At 55.2% G+C, this 19,008-nt stretch carries 21 protein-coding genes; 9 read left to right on the forward strand and 12 right to left on the reverse strand.

Translation table 11 applies throughout. The features are described 5' to 3' along the window. Positions 1-22: 22 nt before the first annotated feature. Positions 23-922 (forward strand): O-acetylserine/cysteine exporter, encoded by a 900-nt coding sequence (gene eamA / locus M987_RS16645; protein WP_014070271.1) that lies wholly within the window; start codon positions 23-25, stop codon positions 920-922. A 37-nt stretch (positions 923-959) separates the two neighbouring features. Here eamA and marB read toward each other — a convergent pair whose 3' ends face one another. From marB to marR, 3 genes are read right to left on the reverse strand one after another with little or no spacing between them, the layout of a single operon-like run. Next, complete coding sequence (marB, locus tag M987_RS16650) at positions 960-1,178, reverse strand: multiple antibiotic resistance protein MarB (protein ID WP_014070272.1); 219 nt, start codon at positions 1,176-1,178, stop codon at positions 960-962. A 45-nt stretch (positions 1,179-1,223) separates the two neighbouring features. Continuing rightward, a complete protein-coding gene (gene marA / locus M987_RS16655; protein WP_001303241.1) occupies positions 1,224-1,604 on the reverse strand; it encodes an MDR efflux pump AcrAB transcriptional activator MarA in 381 nt (126 codons plus the stop codon). A 19-nt stretch (positions 1,605-1,623) separates the two neighbouring features. Then, the gene (marR, locus tag M987_RS16660) at positions 1,624-2,058 is read right to left on the reverse strand and encodes a multiple antibiotic resistance transcriptional regulator MarR (RefSeq protein ID WP_014070273.1); all 435 of its coding nucleotides are present in this window, start codon (positions 2,056-2,058) and stop codon (positions 1,624-1,626) included. Positions 2,059-2,314: 256 nt separating this feature from the next. Here marR and M987_RS16665 point away from each other — a divergent pair, with 256 nt between their 5' ends. Beyond that, complete coding sequence (locus M987_RS16665; RefSeq protein WP_014070274.1) at positions 2,315-2,980, forward strand: MarC family NAAT transporter; 666 nt, start codon at positions 2,315-2,317, stop codon at positions 2,978-2,980. Positions 2,981-3,067: 87 nt separating this feature from the next. Here M987_RS16665 and M987_RS16670 read toward each other — a convergent pair whose 3' ends face one another. Beyond that, positions 3,068-4,264, reverse strand: coding sequence for a sugar transporter (locus M987_RS16670; protein WP_014070275.1), 1,197 nt, complete (start codon positions 4,262-4,264; stop codon positions 3,068-3,070). A gap of 175 nt (positions 4,265-4,439) precedes the next feature. On the opposite strand from M987_RS16670, the gene M987_RS16675 reads away from it, so the two are divergent. Together M987_RS16675 and M987_RS16680 are read left to right on the forward strand one after the other, a co-directional pair. Beyond that, positions 4,440-5,228: a PhzF family phenazine biosynthesis protein gene (locus M987_RS16675; RefSeq protein WP_014070276.1), complete on the forward strand. Its 789-nt coding sequence runs from the start codon at positions 4,440-4,442 to the stop codon at positions 5,226-5,228. 27 nt (positions 5,229-5,255) lie between these two features. Beyond that, complete coding sequence (locus M987_RS16680; protein WP_014070277.1) at positions 5,256-6,047, forward strand: PhzF family phenazine biosynthesis protein; 792 nt, start codon at positions 5,256-5,258, stop codon at positions 6,045-6,047. Here the strand turns inward: M987_RS16680 and M987_RS16685 are convergent. The 6 genes from M987_RS16685 to M987_RS16710 all read right to left on the reverse strand — a co-directional run bounded on the left by M987_RS16685 (position 6,044) and on the right by M987_RS16710 (position 11,895). Continuing rightward, positions 6,044-6,721, reverse strand: coding sequence for an SDR family NAD(P)-dependent oxidoreductase (locus M987_RS16685; RefSeq protein ID WP_014070278.1), 678 nt, complete (start codon positions 6,719-6,721; stop codon positions 6,044-6,046). The genes M987_RS16680 and M987_RS16685 overlap by 4 nt on opposite strands. A gap of 1 nt (position 6,722) precedes the next feature. After that, a complete protein-coding gene (locus M987_RS16690) occupies positions 6,723-7,193 on the reverse strand; it encodes a NanQ anomerase/TabA/YiaL family protein (protein WP_014070279.1) in 471 nt (156 codons plus the stop codon). Continuing rightward, positions 7,190-8,356: a sialidase family protein gene (locus M987_RS16695; protein WP_014070280.1), complete on the reverse strand. Its 1,167-nt coding sequence runs from the start codon at positions 8,354-8,356 to the stop codon at positions 7,190-7,192. The genes M987_RS16690 and M987_RS16695 overlap by 4 nt, the downstream gene beginning before the upstream one ends. 1 nt (position 8,357) lies before the next feature. Beyond that, entirely contained in the window at positions 8,358-9,770 is a 1,413-nt protein-coding gene (locus tag M987_RS16700; RefSeq protein WP_014070281.1) for a sodium:solute symporter family protein, read from the reverse strand. Positions 9,771-9,847: 77 nt separating this feature from the next. Continuing rightward, positions 9,848-10,732 (reverse strand): dihydrodipicolinate synthase family protein, encoded by an 885-nt coding sequence (locus tag M987_RS16705; RefSeq protein ID WP_014070282.1) that lies wholly within the window; start codon positions 10,730-10,732, stop codon positions 9,848-9,850. Between the two features lie 17 nt (positions 10,733-10,749). Next, positions 10,750-11,895 (reverse strand): iron-containing alcohol dehydrogenase, encoded by a 1,146-nt coding sequence (locus M987_RS16710; RefSeq protein ID WP_014070283.1) that lies wholly within the window; start codon positions 11,893-11,895, stop codon positions 10,750-10,752. A gap of 173 nt (positions 11,896-12,068) precedes the next feature. Here M987_RS16710 and dtnK point away from each other — a divergent pair, with 173 nt between their 5' ends. Genes dtnK through M987_RS16725 form a run of 3 tightly spaced genes read left to right on the forward strand, consistent with a single transcriptional unit; the run spans position 12,069 to position 15,028 of the window. Next, entirely contained in the window at positions 12,069-13,286 is a 1,218-nt protein-coding gene (gene dtnK, locus M987_RS16715) for a D-threonate kinase (RefSeq protein WP_014070284.1), read from the forward strand. Beyond that, positions 13,279-14,265 carry a D-threonate 4-phosphate dehydrogenase gene (locus tag M987_RS16720; RefSeq protein WP_014070285.1) on the forward strand — a complete coding sequence of 329 codons (987 nt, stop codon included), beginning with the start codon at positions 13,279-13,281 and terminating at the stop codon, positions 14,263-14,265. The genes dtnK and M987_RS16720 overlap by 8 nt, the downstream gene beginning before the upstream one ends. A 1-nt stretch (position 14,266) precedes the next feature. Beyond that, positions 14,267-15,028 carry a DeoR/GlpR family DNA-binding transcription regulator gene (locus M987_RS16725; RefSeq protein WP_014070286.1) on the forward strand — a complete coding sequence of 254 codons (762 nt, stop codon included), beginning with the start codon at positions 14,267-14,269 and terminating at the stop codon, positions 15,026-15,028. A gap of 6 nt (positions 15,029-15,034) precedes the next feature. On the opposite strand, the gene M987_RS16730 is transcribed toward M987_RS16725, so the two are convergent. Beyond that, positions 15,035-15,979 carry an L-lactate dehydrogenase gene (locus tag M987_RS16730; protein ID WP_014070287.1) on the reverse strand — a complete coding sequence of 315 codons (945 nt, stop codon included), beginning with the start codon at positions 15,977-15,979 and terminating at the stop codon, positions 15,035-15,037. A 160-nt stretch (positions 15,980-16,139) separates the two neighbouring features. Here M987_RS16730 and M987_RS16735 point away from each other — a divergent pair, with 160 nt between their 5' ends. Then, complete coding sequence (locus tag M987_RS16735) at positions 16,140-16,622, forward strand: GNAT family N-acetyltransferase (protein WP_014070288.1); 483 nt, start codon at positions 16,140-16,142, stop codon at positions 16,620-16,622. On the opposite strand, the gene ptrR is transcribed toward M987_RS16735, so the two are convergent. Then, complete coding sequence (ptrR, locus tag M987_RS16740; protein ID WP_014070289.1) at positions 16,576-17,454, reverse strand: putrescine utilization regulator PtrR; 879 nt, start codon at positions 17,452-17,454, stop codon at positions 16,576-16,578. The genes M987_RS16735 and ptrR overlap by 47 nt on opposite strands. 99 nt (positions 17,455-17,553) lie before the next feature. Here ptrR and sad point away from each other — a divergent pair, with 99 nt between their 5' ends. Beyond that, the gene (gene sad, locus M987_RS16745) at positions 17,554-18,942 is read left to right on the forward strand and encodes a succinate-semialdehyde dehydrogenase (protein WP_014070290.1); all 1,389 of its coding nucleotides are present in this window, start codon (positions 17,554-17,556) and stop codon (positions 18,940-18,942) included. Positions 18,943-19,008: the final 66 nt, after the last annotated feature.

Consider the following 19,008-nt stretch of genomic DNA (forward strand, 5'->3'; position numbering starts at 1 on the left):
ATTTAATAATCAGGGGCAGGGTATGACGCGTAAAGACGGGCTACTGGCGTTGCTGGTAGTGGTAGTGTGGGGGCTAAATTTCGTCGTAATCAAAGTCGGTTTGCACAACATGCCGCCATTAATGCTGGCGGGGTTGCGCTTTCTGCTGGTGGCCTTCCCGGCAATCTTCGTTGTTGCCCGTCCTAAAATTCCGTTCACCTTACTGCTGGGTTACGGCCTGACTATCAGCTTTGGTCAGTTCGCCTTTCTGTTCTGCGCCATCAAATTCGGGATGCCCGCCGGACTGGCATCGCTGGTGCTCCAGGCGCAGGCCTTCTTCACCATTATTCTGGGCGCCTTTGTCTTTGGCGAACGTTTGCAGGCCAAGCAACTGGCGGGGATTACCCTTGCCGTGTTTGGTGTACTGGTGCTGGTTGAGGCCAGTCTGAACGGGCAACATGTGGCGTTGCTTGGTTTTATGCTGACCCTGGCGGCGGGGCTGAGCTGGGCCTGCGGTAATATTTTCAACAAGCTGATTATGCAGCACGAGGCGCGCCCGCCGGTGATGTCGCTGGTGGTCTGGAGTGCGCTGATCCCTGTCATTCCGTTTATGGTGGCATCAGCTATTTTTGATGGCCCGGCCGTCATGCTGGACAGCCTGGTGAATATCGACCTGACCACGATTTTGTCGCTGGTTTATCTGGCCTTTGTGGCCACCATTATTGGCTACGGTATCTGGGGATCGTTACTTGGCCGCTATGAAACCTGGCGTGTGGCGCCGCTCTCTTTGCTGGTTCCGGTCGTTGGTATTGCCAGCGCCGCGGTATTGTTGGGGGAGAAACTCAGCGCGTTGCAGTTGCTTGGCGCGGTGCTGATTATGGCCGGACTGTATATCAACGTGTTTGGCTTGCGCTTGCGTCGGGCGACGCAGGTGAGAAATTAAGACAAAAAAAAGCCCCGCATCAGCGGGGCAAAACGAATCAGTGGTCGTGCTGGTTGTAATACGGCACGCCTAATTCGTCGGATTTGTCGCTACCAGCACCCATATGGTTGAAATCGAAAGGTGTCTGATTATTGGCAGAGGGCATGATCATCGCATCGCGATTGTTCTGCTGAGCTGCCTGTGGGGTTTGCTCCGCGAAGGTCTGGCTGGAGACAAGCACCAGCAAGGCGAGGGCGGCGGAGACGGTGAATTTCATGATTTCCTCGGTTACGTCTTAAAGGCGATGTTTAGCTACAGTGATTCAACTGCAATGTTTCAGCGGATACAGGTATCGGGATTCACCCGGCATACTGGTGATTCGGTACTTATGAGGCGGCACGTCGAAGTAGTTCTTAAACGTACGCGTTAAGGTCTGTTGTGATTCAAACCCATACCGCTCCGCCAGATAAAGGATCGGTTCATTGCTTTCTTTGAGCTTCTGGGCAATTTCCGTCAGCTTACGGCTGCGAATGTATTGTCCTAATGAATGACCGGTCTCTTTTTTAAACATCCGTTGCAGGTGCCATTTTGAGTAACCTGAACGCTCTGACACTTTCTCAAGGGAGAGCGGCGATTCCAGGTTATCTTCGATCCAGTCCAAAATGCTATGAATAGTGATAGCGTCAGTATTGCGTCTGGACATCGTCATACCTCTTTCTGTATTACGGCAGTATTTTCTTAAGCAAGTGCTCAAGCGTTGCCACTTCATCCGCCGTTAAGTTTTTTGTTAGTTCCTGGTGCGTTGTTTGTCCTACTAATTGATGACATTGCTCACACATCGCCGCGCCGTCGCTGGTCAGTTTCACCAGTACGCCGCGTTTGTCATTCGGGTTAGGGCTTCGTTCTATCCATCCTTTGCAGACGAGTCGATCCAGCATTCGAGTCAGGGCACCGAGATCTACAGAGAGCACCTTTTTCAGCTCTACCGGCGTGATACACACTTCGCAGCGAATGGAACACAGCACTTTGAACTGTGTTGCGGTGATATCCAGCGGAGACAGGTATTCATTAAGCAGGCGATCTTTTTTCTGATTAACCATATGAATAAGGCGACCCAGCGGAATAATTTCGTTAAAGAGATCACTGGTGCTTTTCACAATGGTTGCCCTGGCAAGTAGTTAGTCACGGCAGATATTATTGCTCAGGCAAGTATAAGTCAACTGAATGAATCAGCCGATGCCACGAATTGCTAAAACGTTTCATGAACTTTTTTTTGTGGCTTTCAAATCAAAAACATAACGGATAGTTATGATTAAGCAGCGAAAATAATCCTTACGTTGTGCTAATGGCTGAAATGCCCTTTTTCACCTTATAATTGCGGTGTTGAATTATGGATAAGGACGACGACGCACGATGTTGGATTTGATTAAAGCAATAAGTCTTGGGCTGGTGGTTTTACTGCCGCTGGCTAACCCGTTGACGACGGTTGCGCTGTTTTTAGGGCTGGCAGGGAATATGAACAGCGCAGAGCGCAATCATCAGTCGATGATGGCTTCTGTGTACGTTTTTGCGATCATGATGGTGGCGTATTACGCCGGACAACTGGTGATGAACACCTTCGGGATCTCGATTCCAGGTCTGCGTATTGCGGGTGGGCTGATTGTTGCGTTTATCGGTTTTCGGATGCTGTTCCCGGCGCAAAAAGCGCATGAGTCGCCGGAAGCAAAAAGTAAATCCGAGGAGATGGAAACGGAGCCTTCCGCCAACATTGCCTTCGTCCCCTTAGCGATGCCAAGCACCGCAGGGCCAGGAACGATAGCGATGATCATCAGTTCTGCCTCAACAGTGCGTGATGGCGGCACGTTCCCGGAGTGGGTTATCACGGTCGCACCGCCCATTATTTTTGCGCTTATCGCAATTATTGTATGGGGATCTTTGCGCAGCTCTGGCGCGATTATGCGTTGGGTGGGCAAGGGCGGTATTGAAGCTATTTCTCGTCTGATGGGCTTCTTACTGGTCTGTATGGGCGTGCAGTTTATTATTAACGGCGTACTGGAAATTATTAAAACCTATCATTGATGTTTTGCCCGGCGGCGCGTTGCTTGCACGGGCCTACGGGTTTTGTAGGCCGGGTAAGGCGAAGCCGCCACCCGGCACAAACAAACGTCACCCATGCTGGCCTTGTTCTTCCATCGCCACCGGCCATTTGCGGAAAATCAGCACCGACCAGATAAACGCCGCCAGCGCCGGGATTGCGCCAATATAACCAATCGATGCCATCGAAAAGTGCAGGCTTATCTGATTGCCCACCAGCGCACCTGCACCGATCCCAATGTTAAATATCCCGGAGAACAACGCCATGGCCACGTCGGTGGCGTCGGGGGCAAGCGCCAGAACTTTAACCTGCATTCCCAGGCCGATAATCATGATCGCCACGCCCCAGAAAATACTCAGCACGGCAAGATACATTTCGCTGTCTGCCGCAGGCATCAGCAGAAGCAGGCACGCCAGCAGCAGGCCAATGGCACTGCTCACCAGCAGCGACGCGTGCTGATTACCCAGTTTCCCGAACAGCACGCTGCCGATGATGCCTGCTCCACCCAGGATCAGCAGTAACACGGTGGCAAAGTTTGCACTAAAACCGGCCACAGTCTGCACAAACGGCTCAATATAGCTGTAGGCCGTATAGTGCGCCGTCACCACCACCACGGTGAGTAGATAGATACTCATCAGCGCAGGACGGCGGAATAGCAGCGGCAGACTTTTCAGTGAACCAGAGTGTTCGCTTGGCATTTTTGGCAGCAGTTTGATCAGGCACAGCAGCGTAACCAGGGCGCCCACGCCAATGGCGAAGAAGGTGGTACGCCAGCCAAAGTATTGCCCCACCACACGACCAATCGGCAAGCCTAAAACCATGGCCAGCGCGGTACCGGTTGCGATCAGGCTTAATGCCTGGGCGCGCTTACCGGCAGGGGCGAGTCGGATGGCTAATGAGGCGGTGATTGACCAGAAGACCGCGTGGGCAAAGGCAATCCCGATGCGGCTTATCACCAGCACGGTAAAGTTCCAGGCCATAAACGACAGCACGTGGCTGGCGATAAATAAGGCGAACAACCCAATCAGCAGTTTGCGCCGCTCCATCTGGCTGGTCAGCAGCATAAACGGCAGCGACATCATGCCTACCACCCAGGCGTAAATGGTCAGCATGATGCCAACCTGAGCGGTCTCCATCTGGAAACTCTCCGCAATGTCGGACAACAGCCCAACAGGGACAAATTCAGTGGTATTGAAGATAAACGCTGCGATGGCAAGCGTGACCACACGTAGCCACGCGACCTTGCGGGAAACTGTGTTTGTTGTCATAGGGATGTCTGGAACCGTTGCCTGGAGGATGTGACGGGGATCTTAAAGCGTTAAATGGCTAAAACTCAATCATTATGTGACTCAGATCTCAAAATTTACCTTATGACAGCGGTAGCGAAGGCGGGTGTTTTCATTGAATATAAAGAACAACACAATAATAACAGGGGGTATGACAATGCAGGAGATTGATTTTTATCTGGTTGATGCGTTCAGTGATACCGCGTTTGGGGGCAATCCGGCGGCAGTCTGCCCGTTAAAGGAGTGGCTACCGGATGAGACGTTACTCAAGATGGCGCAGCAGCATAACCAGTCGGAAACCGCGTTTTTTGTGTGCAGCAAGGGCGGTATCGAACTTCGCTGGTTCACCACCGTAACGGAGGTCAATCTCTGCGGTCATGCAACGCTCGCCAGCGCGTATGTATTGTTTAACGAACTGGGTTACCCCGATTCACGTATTCATTTCGATACCGCCTCTGGCCGTCTGACCGTCAGCCGCGAAGGTGACTGGATGACGCTGGATTTCCCGGCCTGCCCAACCCAGGCACAAACCCCGCCGCCAGAGTTGCTTTCGGCACTTGGGATAAGCCACTATGTTGAAGCGCGCAAAGGCCGGGCCTGGGTTATTGTGCTGGAAAACCAACAGCAGGTGGAAGCGGTCACACCGAACATCTCAGCGATGAAACCAGGTGAACATAAGGTCGCCGTTACTGCACGCGGCAACGGGCAATACGATTTTGTCAGCCGCTTTTTCTCGCCGGGCGTTGCCGTCTGGGAAGATCCCGTCACCGGTTCATCGCACACCATGCTTATCCCATACTGGAGCGAGAAACTGGGGAAATCCTCGCTGTTCGCCCGCCAGATATCAGCCCGCGGCGGTGATGTCCGCTGTGAACTGAATGGGCAACGCGTACTGATGGGTGGCCAGGCGTCGCTCTATCTGAAAGGCACCGTATTTTTGCGCTAAAAACATATAACAACAGAGGAAGAGACAATGCAGGAAATTGATTTTTATCTGGTAGATGCCTTTAGCGACACCTCTTTTGGCGGCAACGCAGCAGCCGTTTGCCCGCTGGAAGCGTGGTTGCCGGACGAAACACTGCTCAAAATGGCGCAACAACACAACCAGTCGGAAACCGCGTACTTTGTGCACACGGATGACGGATTTGAACTGCGCTGGTTCACCACGCTGGACGAGATTAACCTCTGTGGGCATGCTACGCTGGCGGCCGCCCATGTCATTTTTGAATATCTCAACTATCCGCATACAGAAATCAAATTCTCCACCCGTTTTGTTGGCAACCTGACGGTAAAACGTCACGGTGACTGGCTGACACTGAACTTCCCGGCATGGTCTACGGAGGGGGTGGACAACCCTCCGGCATTACTCTTCAGCGCGCTGGGTATCAGCAGTGCAAAAGAGGTGCGTGTAGGGCGTGATTACATGGTGGTGCTGGAAAACCAGCAGCAGGTGGAAGCCATTACGCCGGATATCCCGGCGATGATCCCGCTGGATAAAATGGTCTGCATCACCGCGCCGGGCGACCAGTACGATTTTGTCAGCCGCTTTTTCTGCCCGGGAGAAGGGGTGCCGGAAGATCCGGTGACCGGTTCAGCGCACAGTATGTTAATTCCATACTGGAGCGAGAAACTGGGCAAAACCCAGTTAAACGCCCGCCAGGTATCCCGGCGGGGCGGGGATTTGCGCTGCGAATTGCAGGGCGATCGTGTGTTGATTGGCGGACAAGCCACGCTGTATCTGAAAGGCCGTATTTATCTGCGCTAACTAAGTGATGCTCCGCCGCATATCACCATTTCCTGCCCGGTGATGGCGGCGGCTTCTTCGCTCAGCAAAAAACTCACTAACGCAGCCACTTCTTCAGGTGCTATCAGGCGCCCGATCGGCGGGCATTTCGGGGGCGATGTTTCCCGCCCGGGGGCGCTTAGCATCGGGGTTTGCGTCGCGCCCGGTGCCACCACATTGGCGGTAATGCCGCGAGGTGCAAGTTCTGCCGCCCAACTTTTGACCATCCCGACCATCGCCGCTTTGGTGGCAACATACTGTGAGCGACCAGCCGCGCCGCGGGACGTCCTGCTGCCGATGGCGATAAGCCGACCGCCAGTATCCATCCGGGGCGCGAAATGGTTAAACAGCACTTCACATGCCTGAACATGCAGACGCCACAGGGAATCGCTTACCCCGCTATCAAGACTCCCCAGCGGTGCTGCCGCCATCATACCGGCGGCGTGGATCACCGCCTGTGGCACGGGGAGTTCCTGTAACGCGCCGAGCAGGGCTTCGGTATCGCTGATGTCGACGCTCAGGCTGGTAAATGCCGGGTGATCCCGCAAAATGTGTCTGCGGCTCAGCCCCGTAACCTGCCAGCCCTGTGCCAGAAGCCGGGACACCATGGCTTCACCAATTCCTGAACTGGCACCGGTGACAATCGCATGGCGCATATCATACCTCCAGCATGGCACGCGGAATTTTAAACACCGCTTTGCGAATGGTCATGGGGTTATCTACCGCACACAGCGCCTGATGCGGCTCGCCGGGTAAGAAAATGGCGAACGATCCCGCAGCAAGACGAACGCCAACGCTGTGCCTGGCCTTTGTCGTAATAAAGAGATCCGGTTTGCGCTCCTCATCGTCCGGCCGGGCGACGGATTCGGTACCAGCATGGATAATCTCCTCGCCCGACAACACAATCTGGATATCTGCCCACTGATGATGGTATTCCGTATGACGAAGTGCTTGCGGTTGGGTTTGCACCGGGCCGATATGGCAAAACCAGGTGCAACCTTCAGGCTGCCAGCGTCCGTCATCGCGTGCGCTGAGTGCATCCAACGCGCAGTCCGGGCGAGAGAGTATCGTGTAAAGCGCTGACGGAAGCCCGGCCAGCGGCAGGGTGTTCAGATGTCCAATAATCATACCGACTCCTTGACCCATTCCGGCGTTACGCGCACGTATTTAATAGCCTGGCGAAAATAGGTATAGGCAATATGCAATGCGCCATCCTGACCCTGTTTAATGCTCGGATAGGAGAATTCGCGGTTCAGCTTTTCCAGCGAGTTGTTGGTCATGCAGTAGCCGTCACCTTCATCCAGATGGCGCTGCCACGGCCAGCTTTTGCCGCCGTCTGGCGAGATAGCCACCGTCATTGGTGCACGCGGCGCACCCCAGAAGGCTGCCCGTCCGCTGGTCACTACTGGCTCTTTGCGTCCGTCGCCATCGTCGATCTCATCGTATAAAGAGGCACGTCTTTCCAGCGCACCGGCAGCACTCATGTGGTTAAATACCAGCGCCAGTTCGCCGCTTTCAAGGGTTGTCACCTGAACAGATGAATTGTTGTTTGGCAGCACCGTTGGCTCGGGTACAGACCAGCTCTCGCCATGGTCGACTGACTGGCTGTAGTAAATGTTGTCTGCCCAGCGACTACGGAACAGTGCAACCAGGTTGCCGTTTTTGAGTGGCGTGATGTTCATGTGCACGCAACCCAGGCTTTCAGGTACCTCGACATCACGCCAGGTTTTCCCCTGATCCTCAGAGATTTTTACCGCACTGATATCGTCGTTACCCACCCATTTCTCGCCCGGCTGAGTGCGGCAGTAGAACACCGGCAACAGCCAGTTGCCGTTATTCAGCACGGTGATGGGCTGGCGAATAAAGGTACCCGGCTTGTCGAGCAGGGTGGCAATCTTGCCCCAGCTGTTTCCCAGGTCATGAGACTGACGATAGCGCACAATGGCCGTGTCCTGATTACCCGATACCTGCGCCGTCCATAAAAGCCACAGCACGTTATCCGGGGCCAGGAACAGCACCGGGTTTTGCTCAGAGCGTGTCGCGTCCTCAGACAGTTTGACCGCCTCGCTCCACTGCTGGCTCCCCCGGGCAAGACGCGAGCCCCACACGGAGATATCCGCGATCCCTTCCTGCGTGCCGCCAAACCAGACGCACATCAGTGAGCCATCCGGCAGTGGCAGCAAATTGGCCGCATGGTTTTGTGGGCAGGATGAAGGCAGCATGGCCGTCTCCACTCGAATATCCTGCAGTTGTGGGCGAACAATACCGTCGCGGGTTACGGTTACAGACATATCAGACTCCATTATTTTCAACAGGGGTGGGCGCTTTGGTGCTGGCTTTACCCGGAATTAAGCGGTCGATCACCATAATGACAGCAGGGGTCAGCAGGGCGATGTACATGTTGTTGATACCAAACGGATCGCCCAGCAGATACCACACCGAGGTCACCACGCAGGCACCAATCAGGCCAGCGTTAGCGCCACGGGTGCTGCGGAAGAACGGGGCGTAGAAGGCAATGACTGCGACCACTGAAATCGACAGTCGAATGGCGCGGGTGAAGAATGAGAGTTTGAGAACTTCAGGCACCAGCAGCACAAATATCAGTGGCAGGAAACCAATCAGCAATGACAGCCAGCGCGTTGCCTTAAATTCCTGTTCCGGGGTTGGGTTGCGGTAAGGCACGTAAAAATCTTTCACCACCAGTGAGGCGATAGCCAATGCAACGGTACTCACACTGACGAAAATAGAGGCTACAAGTGACGTTGTCACAAGCCCCGCCAGCCACGGATTCATATCCTGCAAGAAGATAGGCATGGCGTACAGGCTGTTAATTTCCGGGTGCAGGTATTTTGCCGCCACGCCAATTACCGCAATCGCCAGCGCAATCGGCAGGCAGAAGAAGAACGCCACCCAGGTCGAACGTTTCGCAGATTTCACATCTTTGGTCGATGAAATCGCCTGAATGACGAACTGCGTACAGAAGATGGAGCCAATGGTGCCGATAAGCCACGCGAAGATAGTTGTCGCGCCGATATTACCGTCCCAGGTCCAGTAGTAGTGCGGCATTTGTTCGATCATTGGCGTAAAGCCGCCGGTTTTGGACAGCGCAAAGCCCATGATGACCAGGATGCCAAAGTATTTCAGTCCGCTGTGTAGCAGGGTTACCCACGCCACACCTTTCATCCCGCCAAAGGCGAAATAGAAGGTACTGACAATGGCGGTGATAAAGGCCGCAACCGGCAGATTCACCTTCAGCACCGTTGAAATCGCTGCCGCACCGCTAACGTAGTTCCCGACGTTAACCAGCAGCAGAGCGTAGATCATGATGATGGAGATGATGTTTTTGGTACTATTGCCGTACTTCTCGGCAATGGCGCCGGAAATGGTGATTTTCCCGGTGTTATAGATGCGTTTGACCAGCAACAGGCCAAACAGCGGGAAGCCAATGGCCGCGCCAATAACTGACCAGGACGCAGCAAAGCCGTCTTCGAATGCGGCCTGCGCCGTGCCAATCGTGGACTTCGCGCCAATGTATTCCGACATCAGCAAAATCCCGACGATAAAGGCAGGCATTGCACGGGAGCCTTCCATAAAGTCGCCGGAGTTCTTACTGCGCAGACGAAAGGTCAGCCAGGTAGTGAACAGGATGTAGGCAATGACAATGCCAACAATGATGAGGGTATCTTCAGCGGTAAAATTATTCATCTTTGCCTCTCTTCAGGGCGAGTGAATCCTGGGCGCCAGCGGCACCCGGTATTCTTATTGACGAAACCAAACGCCGGTCAGTTAAGTGACGCTGTCACAATTCGGCGTATCTGTTGTAGTTGTTGTTCGTTAAATGCCACGGCGTAACGGCTTTCTCCAACATCTTCACCCATGATCTGCAACGCTTTTTTGACCGCTGCGGGTGAAAAGGCCACGCTGTACAAATCGGTGCGAAGCTGAGTGACGCTTTCCTGCGCCCGGCGTGAACCGTCGATATCACCGGCCTTAAAGCGTGACCAGATGGCGTTAATGGCCACAGGGGCGACGTTTGCCAGCCCGGAAATACAGGTGGAACAGCCGTCTACATACCCCTGATGAATTAGCGAGTCCGGGCCGTTCAGCACATCGAAACCGTCGATATCGCGTACCGCATTAAGAAATCCGCTCAGGCTCTCGTAGCTGCCCGCGCTATCCTTGATGCCGATAATGTTTGGGTGCTCCGCCAGCATCCGGGCGGTGTCGGGTTCAATGGTGTTGCCAGTTCGCGCGGGGATGTTGTACAGAAATACCGGCACGCTCAGGGCATCGGCAATCGCCGTGTAGTGGGTGATAAGTTCGGCCTGTTTTAGCGGTACAAACCAGGGGGTAATGACCGACACGGCATCCACGCCGAGTGCCGCAATCCGTTTCCCCAGGCGCAGGGTTTCGCGGGTGGAGATCTCCCCGATGTGCGCCACCACGGGGGCGCGCCCGGCTACGGTTTCCACGCAGGTACGGGTGACGGACACTTTTTCCTCTTCGTTCAGCACAAAGAACTCGCCGTTTGTTCCCCCGCAAAAAATGCCGTTCCCGGCATCCAGCTGGCGTGTAACCTGGCGCGCCAGACCGGGCAGATTAAGGGCACCTTCAGCGTCAAAGGGGGTGACGATTGCCGTCAGCACACCCTCGATTTTGTTACGCATTATTCACTCCTTCGATTTCAATTTTGCGGAAACAGAGTCCGGTAGATGGCCTGCACCTCGTCGTGGTTAACCTGACAAGGCGCGTTATTCATCAGTCGCTTGACGTTAAGCGCGGCATCGCTCAATGAGGCGATGTCATCTCGCGGTACGCCAAGTGTTTCGAGGTTGTCTGGCAGGTTGAGCCTGCGGACCAACGCCGCAAAGTAGTCCACCAGAGCATGAGATTTTTCCTCTGCCGAAAGGCGGGTATCCGCGCCCGGCACCAGATCCCAGACCTGAGCGAACTTTTCCACGGCGTGAGGGCGGACAACACGCATACACGGTGCCAGCAAAATGGCATTCGCCACCCCATGTGGCAGGTGATATTTGCCCCCGAGAGGATAAGAGAGCGCGTGAACCAGATGTGTCCCTGCATGGGCAATAGCAACGCCGCCGTAGTAAGACGCCCATAGCATCTCCAGCTTCGCTACCAGGTTGCCCGTCTCAGCACAGGCGGTTTCGATATTATTTAGCAGTTTATGCAAGCCAATCAGGGCCGCATTGTCACTCACCGGGTTGGAGACCGTTGCCGTAAAGCATTCAATCAGGTGGCACAGCGCATCAATCCCGGTCGATGAAGCAATGTGCGCCGGCATACTGGTGGTCAGTTCCGGCAGCAAGGCCACGTAGTCCGGCAGCAGCACCGGCGAAATAATTCCGACTTTGGTGTTCTGCTCGGGGATCGCCAGAATGGCATTCGGTGTGGCTTCTGAGCCGGTTCCGGCGGTGGCCGGGATCAGTAAAGAAGTCAGGCGCTCGGTAGGTTTCGTTCCTGCCAGCAAGCTATCAAGCCCAGGAGACTGCGGATGACACAGCACAGAAAGCAGTTTTGCCACATCCAGAACGCTACCGCCGCCAATGCCCACCACCAGATCAAACCCGTTGGTATCGAGTGTGTTCAGCACGTGACTGACATCGTGGTGAGAAGGCTCGGGTGGAACGTTGTCGATAAGGGTGACGCTACGGTTGTCCTCTTTGAGGATTGTCTGGATCTGTTTCGCGGCGTCCAGACGCGCAATATTGCCGTCTGTCACCAGTAAGAGGCGGTGTTTTCCTGCCAGCAGCGGTCTGATAGCAGGAATTGCACCCGCGCCGCTGATGATGGTGCTGTTGATGGTTACCACATTTTTCTCCTGTCGCTGTGTCTGTGATTGATTTCGCTCACTGGTATGCAATCACAGTCATCGTGTGGCTAAATTTATAATTTATTCGCAAACTGAATAACTTGATCTTGCTCACATATAATCAATCATGATTGAATATAATCATTCACAGGAAAAGTAAGCCCGGAGTGGGGATGAAAGAGAACAACCTGTACAGAGAAGTGGTGGTTATCGCCGATGACTTTACCGGTGCCAACGATGCGGGCGTCAGCCTGGCGCTCTGCGGCAAGACGGTGAGTGTGGCGTTTGATACCCCTTTTACGGCCTCAACCGATGTTCTGGTGATCAATACCGATTCCCGGGCATTAAAGGCATCAGATGCGGCTGAAAAAATTACCCGTCTTGCCCTGGATATCGCAGGGGCGCAGTGGCTGGTGAAGAAGATTGATTCCACGCTGCGCGGCAACGTTGCGGCGGAAACCACAGCCCTGCTGGCAATTAGCGGTAAACGACAGGTGATTGTCGCGCCGGCGTATCCCGCGGCCGGGCGCACCACACAGCAGGGGAAGTGTCTGGTAAAGGGGATCCCGGTCAATGAAACCGAATTTGCCAGCGACCCGAAAACGCCGGTGCCGCGTGCAGATATTGGCGGCCTTTTCGGCGAAAGCCACGCCGCCGTGGTGACGGTCGATACGCTGACCACCGCGCTGGCGCAAGGCACTGAACTGCTGATTGTGGACGCCGCGAGTGATGACGAGCTGAATAGCATCATTGCCGCTGCACAGCATTGCGACCCGATGCCGCTGCTGGTGGGCTCGGCAGGGTTATGTGATGCCCTGGCGCGTCATCTGTCACCGGTGCGCCGTAAACAGGTGCTGGCGGTGGTGGGTTCGATGAGCGAAGTTGCTCAACAGCAAATCGCACTGGCGACCAGCCAGCCGGGCGTGTCGTCCGTTTTCATTGACGTGAGTGATGTTTTTACCGGGTTGACGGCGGGATATCTCGCGCGGATCACCCAGGCGCTGGAGGCGGGCAATCACTGCATTGTCCACACCAGTGCGACAGAGGCGGCACGGCATCAGGTTGAAACGCTGTGCCAGCAGCAACAGTTAACCCGCGCCCAGCTTGGCGAAACGATCTGCGCGTTTCTGGGCGAACTGACTCGCCAGGCACTCGCGGCACGCGCACCGGATGCGTTGTATGTCTCGGGGGGCGATGTGGCCATCGCGGTCGCCAGGGCACTTGGGGCGAAAGGGTTTGAAATCACAGGGCGCGTCGCACAGTGCGTGCCGTACGGCAAATTTCTGGGTTGTGCCTGGCTCCGGCCGGTAATGACCAAAGCAGGGGGCTTCGGAAAGGAAGAGACGCTGCGTGAGGTTTTGCATTTTATCGAGGAGAGACTGAGTGACTAATATTATTGCTGTAACCATGGGTGACCCGGCTGGCATTGGCCCGGAAATCATTATCAAATCCCTGACGGAGGGTGAGCTGTCAGGCTCGCCGGTGGTGGTGGTGGGCTGTGCCCGCACGCTGCAACGGGTACTGGAAAAAGGGATCACGACTCAGGCCGACATTCGTATTATCGAAAAGGTCAGTGACGCGCAATTTGCACCGAAGGTCATTAACGTACTGGATGAACCACTGGCAGAACCGGATGCGCTAAAGCCTGGCGTTGTTCAGGCTCAGGCTGGCGATCTGGCTTATCGCTGCGTGCGTCGTGCCACCGAGCTTGCGATGGCTGGGGACGTAAAAGCCATCGCCACGGCACCGCTGAACAAAGAGGCGCTGCATCTGGCGGGGCACCACTATCCGGGGCACACCGAATTGCTGGCGCATCTGACTGACAGCAAAGATTACGCCATGGTGCTGTATACCGACAAACTGAAGGTCATTCATATCACCACGCACATTGCCCTGCGTAAATTCCTTGATACCCTCAATCAGGATCGGGTAAAAACCGTGATTGGTATTGCCGATACCTTCCTGAAACGCGTCGGGTTTTCAAACCCGCGCATCGCCGTTGCCGGGGTTAATCCACATGCGGGCGAAAACGGGTTATTTGGCGATGAAGAAATCAAGATAGTCGGCCCGGCGGTAGAAGCCATGAAGGCGCAGGGGCTGAACGTCAGCGGACCGTGCCCGCCGGATACGGTATTTATGCAGTGTCACGAAGGAATGTACGATATGGTCGTTGCGATGTATCACGATCAGGGGCATATTCCATTAAAATTACTCGGTTTTTATGACGGGGTGAATATCACCGCCGGATTACCGTTTATCCGAACCTCTGCTGACCACGGGACGGCGTTCGACATTGCCTGGACTGGCAAAGCGAAGTCCGAAAGCATGACGGTATCTATCCAGTTAGCTATGCAAATCACACGGGAATAATATGAAGGGATATAACCGGTTAGAGCAGATAATGGATTACCTGAAAGGGCACAATCTGGTGACGGTCGATCAACTGGTGGCGGTCACGGATGCCTCCCCGGCGACCATTCGCCGCGATCTGATTAAGCTCGATCAGGAGGGCGTCATCAGCCGCACTCACGGCGGCGTCACGCTAAACCGGTTTATCCCCTCGCAGCCAACCACGCACGAGAAAATGCAGCGAAGTCTCGCCGAGAAACACGCCATCGCCAGTGCGGCTGCGGGTTTTGTCAAAGCGGGCGATGCCATTGTGCTGGATGCGGGAACCACGATGATTGAACTCGCGCGTCAGTTAACACATCTGCCGCTGCGCGTGATTACCAGCGATCTGCACATTGCGCTGTTTCTTTCCGAGTTTAAGCAGATTGAAGTGACGATTATCGGCGGGCGTATTGATGATTCCAGTCAGTCCTGTATTGGCGAGCACGGGCGTCGTTTATTGCAGAACGTCTGGCCTGATGTGGCGTTTGTCAGCTGTAACGGCTGGGACATTACCCGGGGAATTACCTCGCCAACGGAAGAGAAAGCCGCGCTGAAACGCGATCTGATTGCCAACGCCCGACGCCGCGTGTTGCTGGCAGACAGCTCTAAGTACGGCGCCTGGTCGTTGTTTAACGTTGCCCACCTCAATACCCTGACAGATATCGTGACGGATAACCGGCTTGATGACGATATTCAGCAACAACTGGGCCAGCTCGATACCCGGCTGACCCTCGCGCCGTAATGCCCGCTATGGAAGACGGGCGATATTGTTTTTAATCACCTCAACAGAGTGGCGGAATTTGGTCTGTTCTTCTTCCGCCAGCTGCAATTCAATAATCTGCTGCACGCCACCCTGCGCCAGTACCGCAGGCACACCAATCGCCACGCCATCTACGCCGTACTCACCGTCCAGAATGCAGGAAATCGCCAGCGCGCGGTGGCTGCCGGTAAAAATGTTGCGGCAAATCTCGGCAATGGTCCCGGCGATCCCGTATTCCGTGCAGCCCTTGCGGTTGTAAATCTCAAACCCCAGCTTGCGGACTTTCTCCGCCAGTTGCTCTTTATCGAGTACTTTCCCGGTATGGCGCTGGTAGACCCCGGCAATGGGGGAACCGTAAACCGACGAGTGCGACCAGACCGGGAACTGGGTATCCCCATGCTCGCCCAGAATAAAGGCATCAATACTTTGCGCGCCAATATCCAGTTCCTGCGCCAGCGTGCGGCGAAGACGAGTGGTATCAAGCCACACGCCGGTACCGATCACCTGGTTGCGCGGCAGGCCAGACAGCTTCCACACCTGCCAGGTAATGATGTCACACGGGTTGGTGGCAATCAGGAAAATCCCCTTAAAGCCGTTTTCCATCATCTGCGGGACAATGTTTTTCACAATACGCGCGGTACTGTTCAGTTCATCAAGACGGGTTTGCCCTGGCTTTAATGCGCCGCCAGAAACGGTGATCACCGCGATATCGACATCGGCACACTCGCTGGCATCACGGGTTGAAATCGTCATCATCCCTGGCATATAGGCGGCCGCATCGCTGAGATCCTGTGCATGGCCCTGGGCCCGCTCGCGGTTTAAGTCTACAAGTATCAGCTCTTCACAAATGTTCTGGTTGAGCAGGGCATAAGCGGCAGAAGCGCCGACATTGCCTGCGCCAATAATCATCACTTTACGGGCTTTGGTGTTCATTCGTTTTCCACTGTGATTAAACGGCTTCTGTACACAAAATTACTGCCGGACGGGGTGGCGTGCAACAGGTGAAGAGACGCATAAGTTAATCCTATGAAGCACCCTTAAGTGGCTGCGCTATTTTGAAATAAAGATGAAATAAAAAGATAAGGATCCTGCCATGTACTCTATTACCTCTGAATCGTCACACCACCCTGACATCATCAATCTGATTGCGGCGCTTGATCGTTATCAGAGCGAACTCTATCCGGCGGAAAGCAACCATCTGCTTGATTTATCAGAACTGACAGAAGAGAACCTGATCCTGATGGTCATTCGCGACCAGCAGCTGACGGCTGTGGGTTGCGGCGCGGTGGTGCTGAACGGTGACGGCACCGGCGAAATGAAGCGGGTGTACATTGATCCAACCCATCGCGGGCAACATCTGGGGGAAACGCTGTTAGCCGCGCTGGAAGATGAAGCGTTGAGCCGCCACTGCCATACCGTGCGGCTGGAAACGGGGATCAAACAACTTGCGGCGGTGCGGCTTTATGAGCGCTGCGGCTACGAAATGCGCCCGCCGTTTGCCCCGTATACTGCCGATCCCCTGAGCCTGTTTATGGAGAAGGCGCTGGTGGTTGACGTTCGCTTAGCAGCGCTATAAACGCCTCCAGTTGGCGGGTCATTGCACCGCGTCGCCACACCAGCCAGGTGGTGAGCCAGCGCCAGTTTTCCGCCAGCGGCCACGCCTCAACCTGATGATGCCCCGGCATACTTTCCAGCATTGAACGGGGCATCAGTGCAATACCTGCGCCAGCGATAACGCAGGCCAGCATCCCGTGATAGGACTCCATCTCATGAATACGCCCGGGCATTGCCCGGTCAGCATGGAACCAGCTTTCCAGATGTCGCCTGTAAGAGCAGTTGGCGCGAAATGCATACACATCACGGCCGCTCACCTCTGTGGCCCGCGAAACCTCAGGATGTCCTGCCGCGGCAACCAGCATCATCTCTTCCCGGTAGACCGGCATTCCTTCCAGCTCCGGGTGCGATAACGGCCCGTCGACAAAGGCGGCGCTGAGCGTACCCTCCAGAACACCGTCAATCATGGTTCCGGATGGCCCGGTAGAGAGGGCAAACTGAATGCGCGGGTAGCGTTGGTTAAACTGGGCCAGACTTTCAGGAATACGCACGGCGGCGGTGCTTTCCAGTGCGCCGAGCGCAAATAATCCCTGGGGCTCATCGCCCGCCACGACCATGCGTGCTTCGTCAACCAGCGCCAGGATCTGCTTGCTGTAGCGCAGGAAGTTGTGCCCGGCGGGCGAAAGCCGCAGGCGCTGGTTCTCACGAATAAACAGCTCAACGCCCAGATCCGCTTCAAGCTGACGGATACGGGTGGTGAGGTTAGACGGTACGCGATGCACCTTTTGCGCGGCCTGGGTAATGCTGCCGGTCTGCGCAACGGCGTTAAACATTTCAAGCTGAGTTAAGTCCATGCCATTCTCGATTCGTGAATAAGGTGGTTAGTATTATTCATTTTTAAGAAATAGCAGAGTGGGCCACAATGAATCAACTGTTATTGCATGGAGATAATCATGACACATTCACCTGCCACACATGCGCTGTCTGTAAACCCGGCCACCGGCGAAACCCTGGCGACTTATCTCTGGGCATCGCAAGACGACGTCGATCAGGCGATTGCGCTGGCCGATGCGGGTTTCCGTCAATGGCGCAACGAAACGGTCGCTCACCGTGCGCAAAAACTGCGTGACTTAGGTGCCGCACTTCGCCAGCGCGCCGAAGAGATGGCGCAAATGATGTCCCGCGAGATGGGTAAGCCCATTGCTCAGGCTCGCGGTGAGGTGACCAAATCCGCCAACCTTTGTGACTGGTATGCCGAACATGGCCCGGCAATGCTGAAAGCGGAAGCCACTCAGGTCGAAAACCACAACGCGGTCATTGAGTATCGTCCGCTGGGGCCGATCCTGGCCGTGATGCCGTGGAACTTCCCGCTCTGGCAGGTTCTGCGTGGCGCAGTACCCATTCTGCTTGCCGGTAACAGCTATCTGCTAAAACACGCGCCGAACGTGCTCGGCTCGGCTTCGCTTATTGGCGAAATTTTTGCCGATGCCCGCTTCCCGCAGGGTGTGTTTGGCTGGGTTAATGCGACCAATGAGGGAGTAAGCCAGGCGATTAACGATCGTCGTATTGCTGCCGTCACCGTGACCGGCAGCGTGCGTGCCGGGGCGGCGATTGGTGCGCAGGCAGGGGCGGCACTGAAAAAATGCGTGCTGGAGCTGGGGGGATCGGATCCCTTTATCGTCCTGAACGACGCGGATATGGATCTGGCAGTGAAAGCGGCAGTGGCCGGGCGGTATCAAAATACCGGGCAGGTGTGCGCGGCGGCGAAGCGCTTTATCGTGGAAGAGGGCATTGCCGATGCCTTTACCCAACGTTTTGTTGCAGCCACGGCTGCGCTGAAGATGGGCGCACCGGATCAAGAAGAAAACTATGTCGGCCCGATGGCGCGTTACGATCTGCGTGATGAGCTGCATCAGCAGGTTCTGGCGTCCCTTGCCGAAGGCGCAACCCTTCTGCTGGGCGGTGAGAAAATCGCGGGTGAGGGTAACTATTACGCCCCGACCGTGCTGGGCAATGTCACCCCTGAAATGACTGCGTTTCGTCAGGAGCTGTTTGGCCCGGTGGCCGCCATTACGGTCGCGAAAGATCCTGCTCATGCCCTGGCGCTCGCCAATGACAGCGATTTTGGTTTGTCGGCGACGGTATTTACCGCAAGCGATACTCTGGCTGAGACATTCTCCCGGGAACTGGAGTGTGGCGGCGTGTTTATCAATGGTTATAGCGCCAGCGATGCCCGTGTGGCCTTTGGCGGCGTGAAGAAAAGCGGTTTCGGGCGTGAGCTTTCTCACTTCGGTTTGCACGAATTTTGTAATGTGCAGACAGTGTGGAAGGATCGCGTCTAATTTAATCAATACCTTATCAAGCCGGGCAGGCATTATCGCCGCCCGGCAATTCCTGTCCTCTGTCAT

This window comes from Enterobacter soli ATCC BAA-2102, from assembly GCF_001654845.1.
Lineage (GTDB): Bacteria > Pseudomonadota > Gammaproteobacteria > Enterobacterales > Enterobacteriaceae > Enterobacter > Enterobacter soli.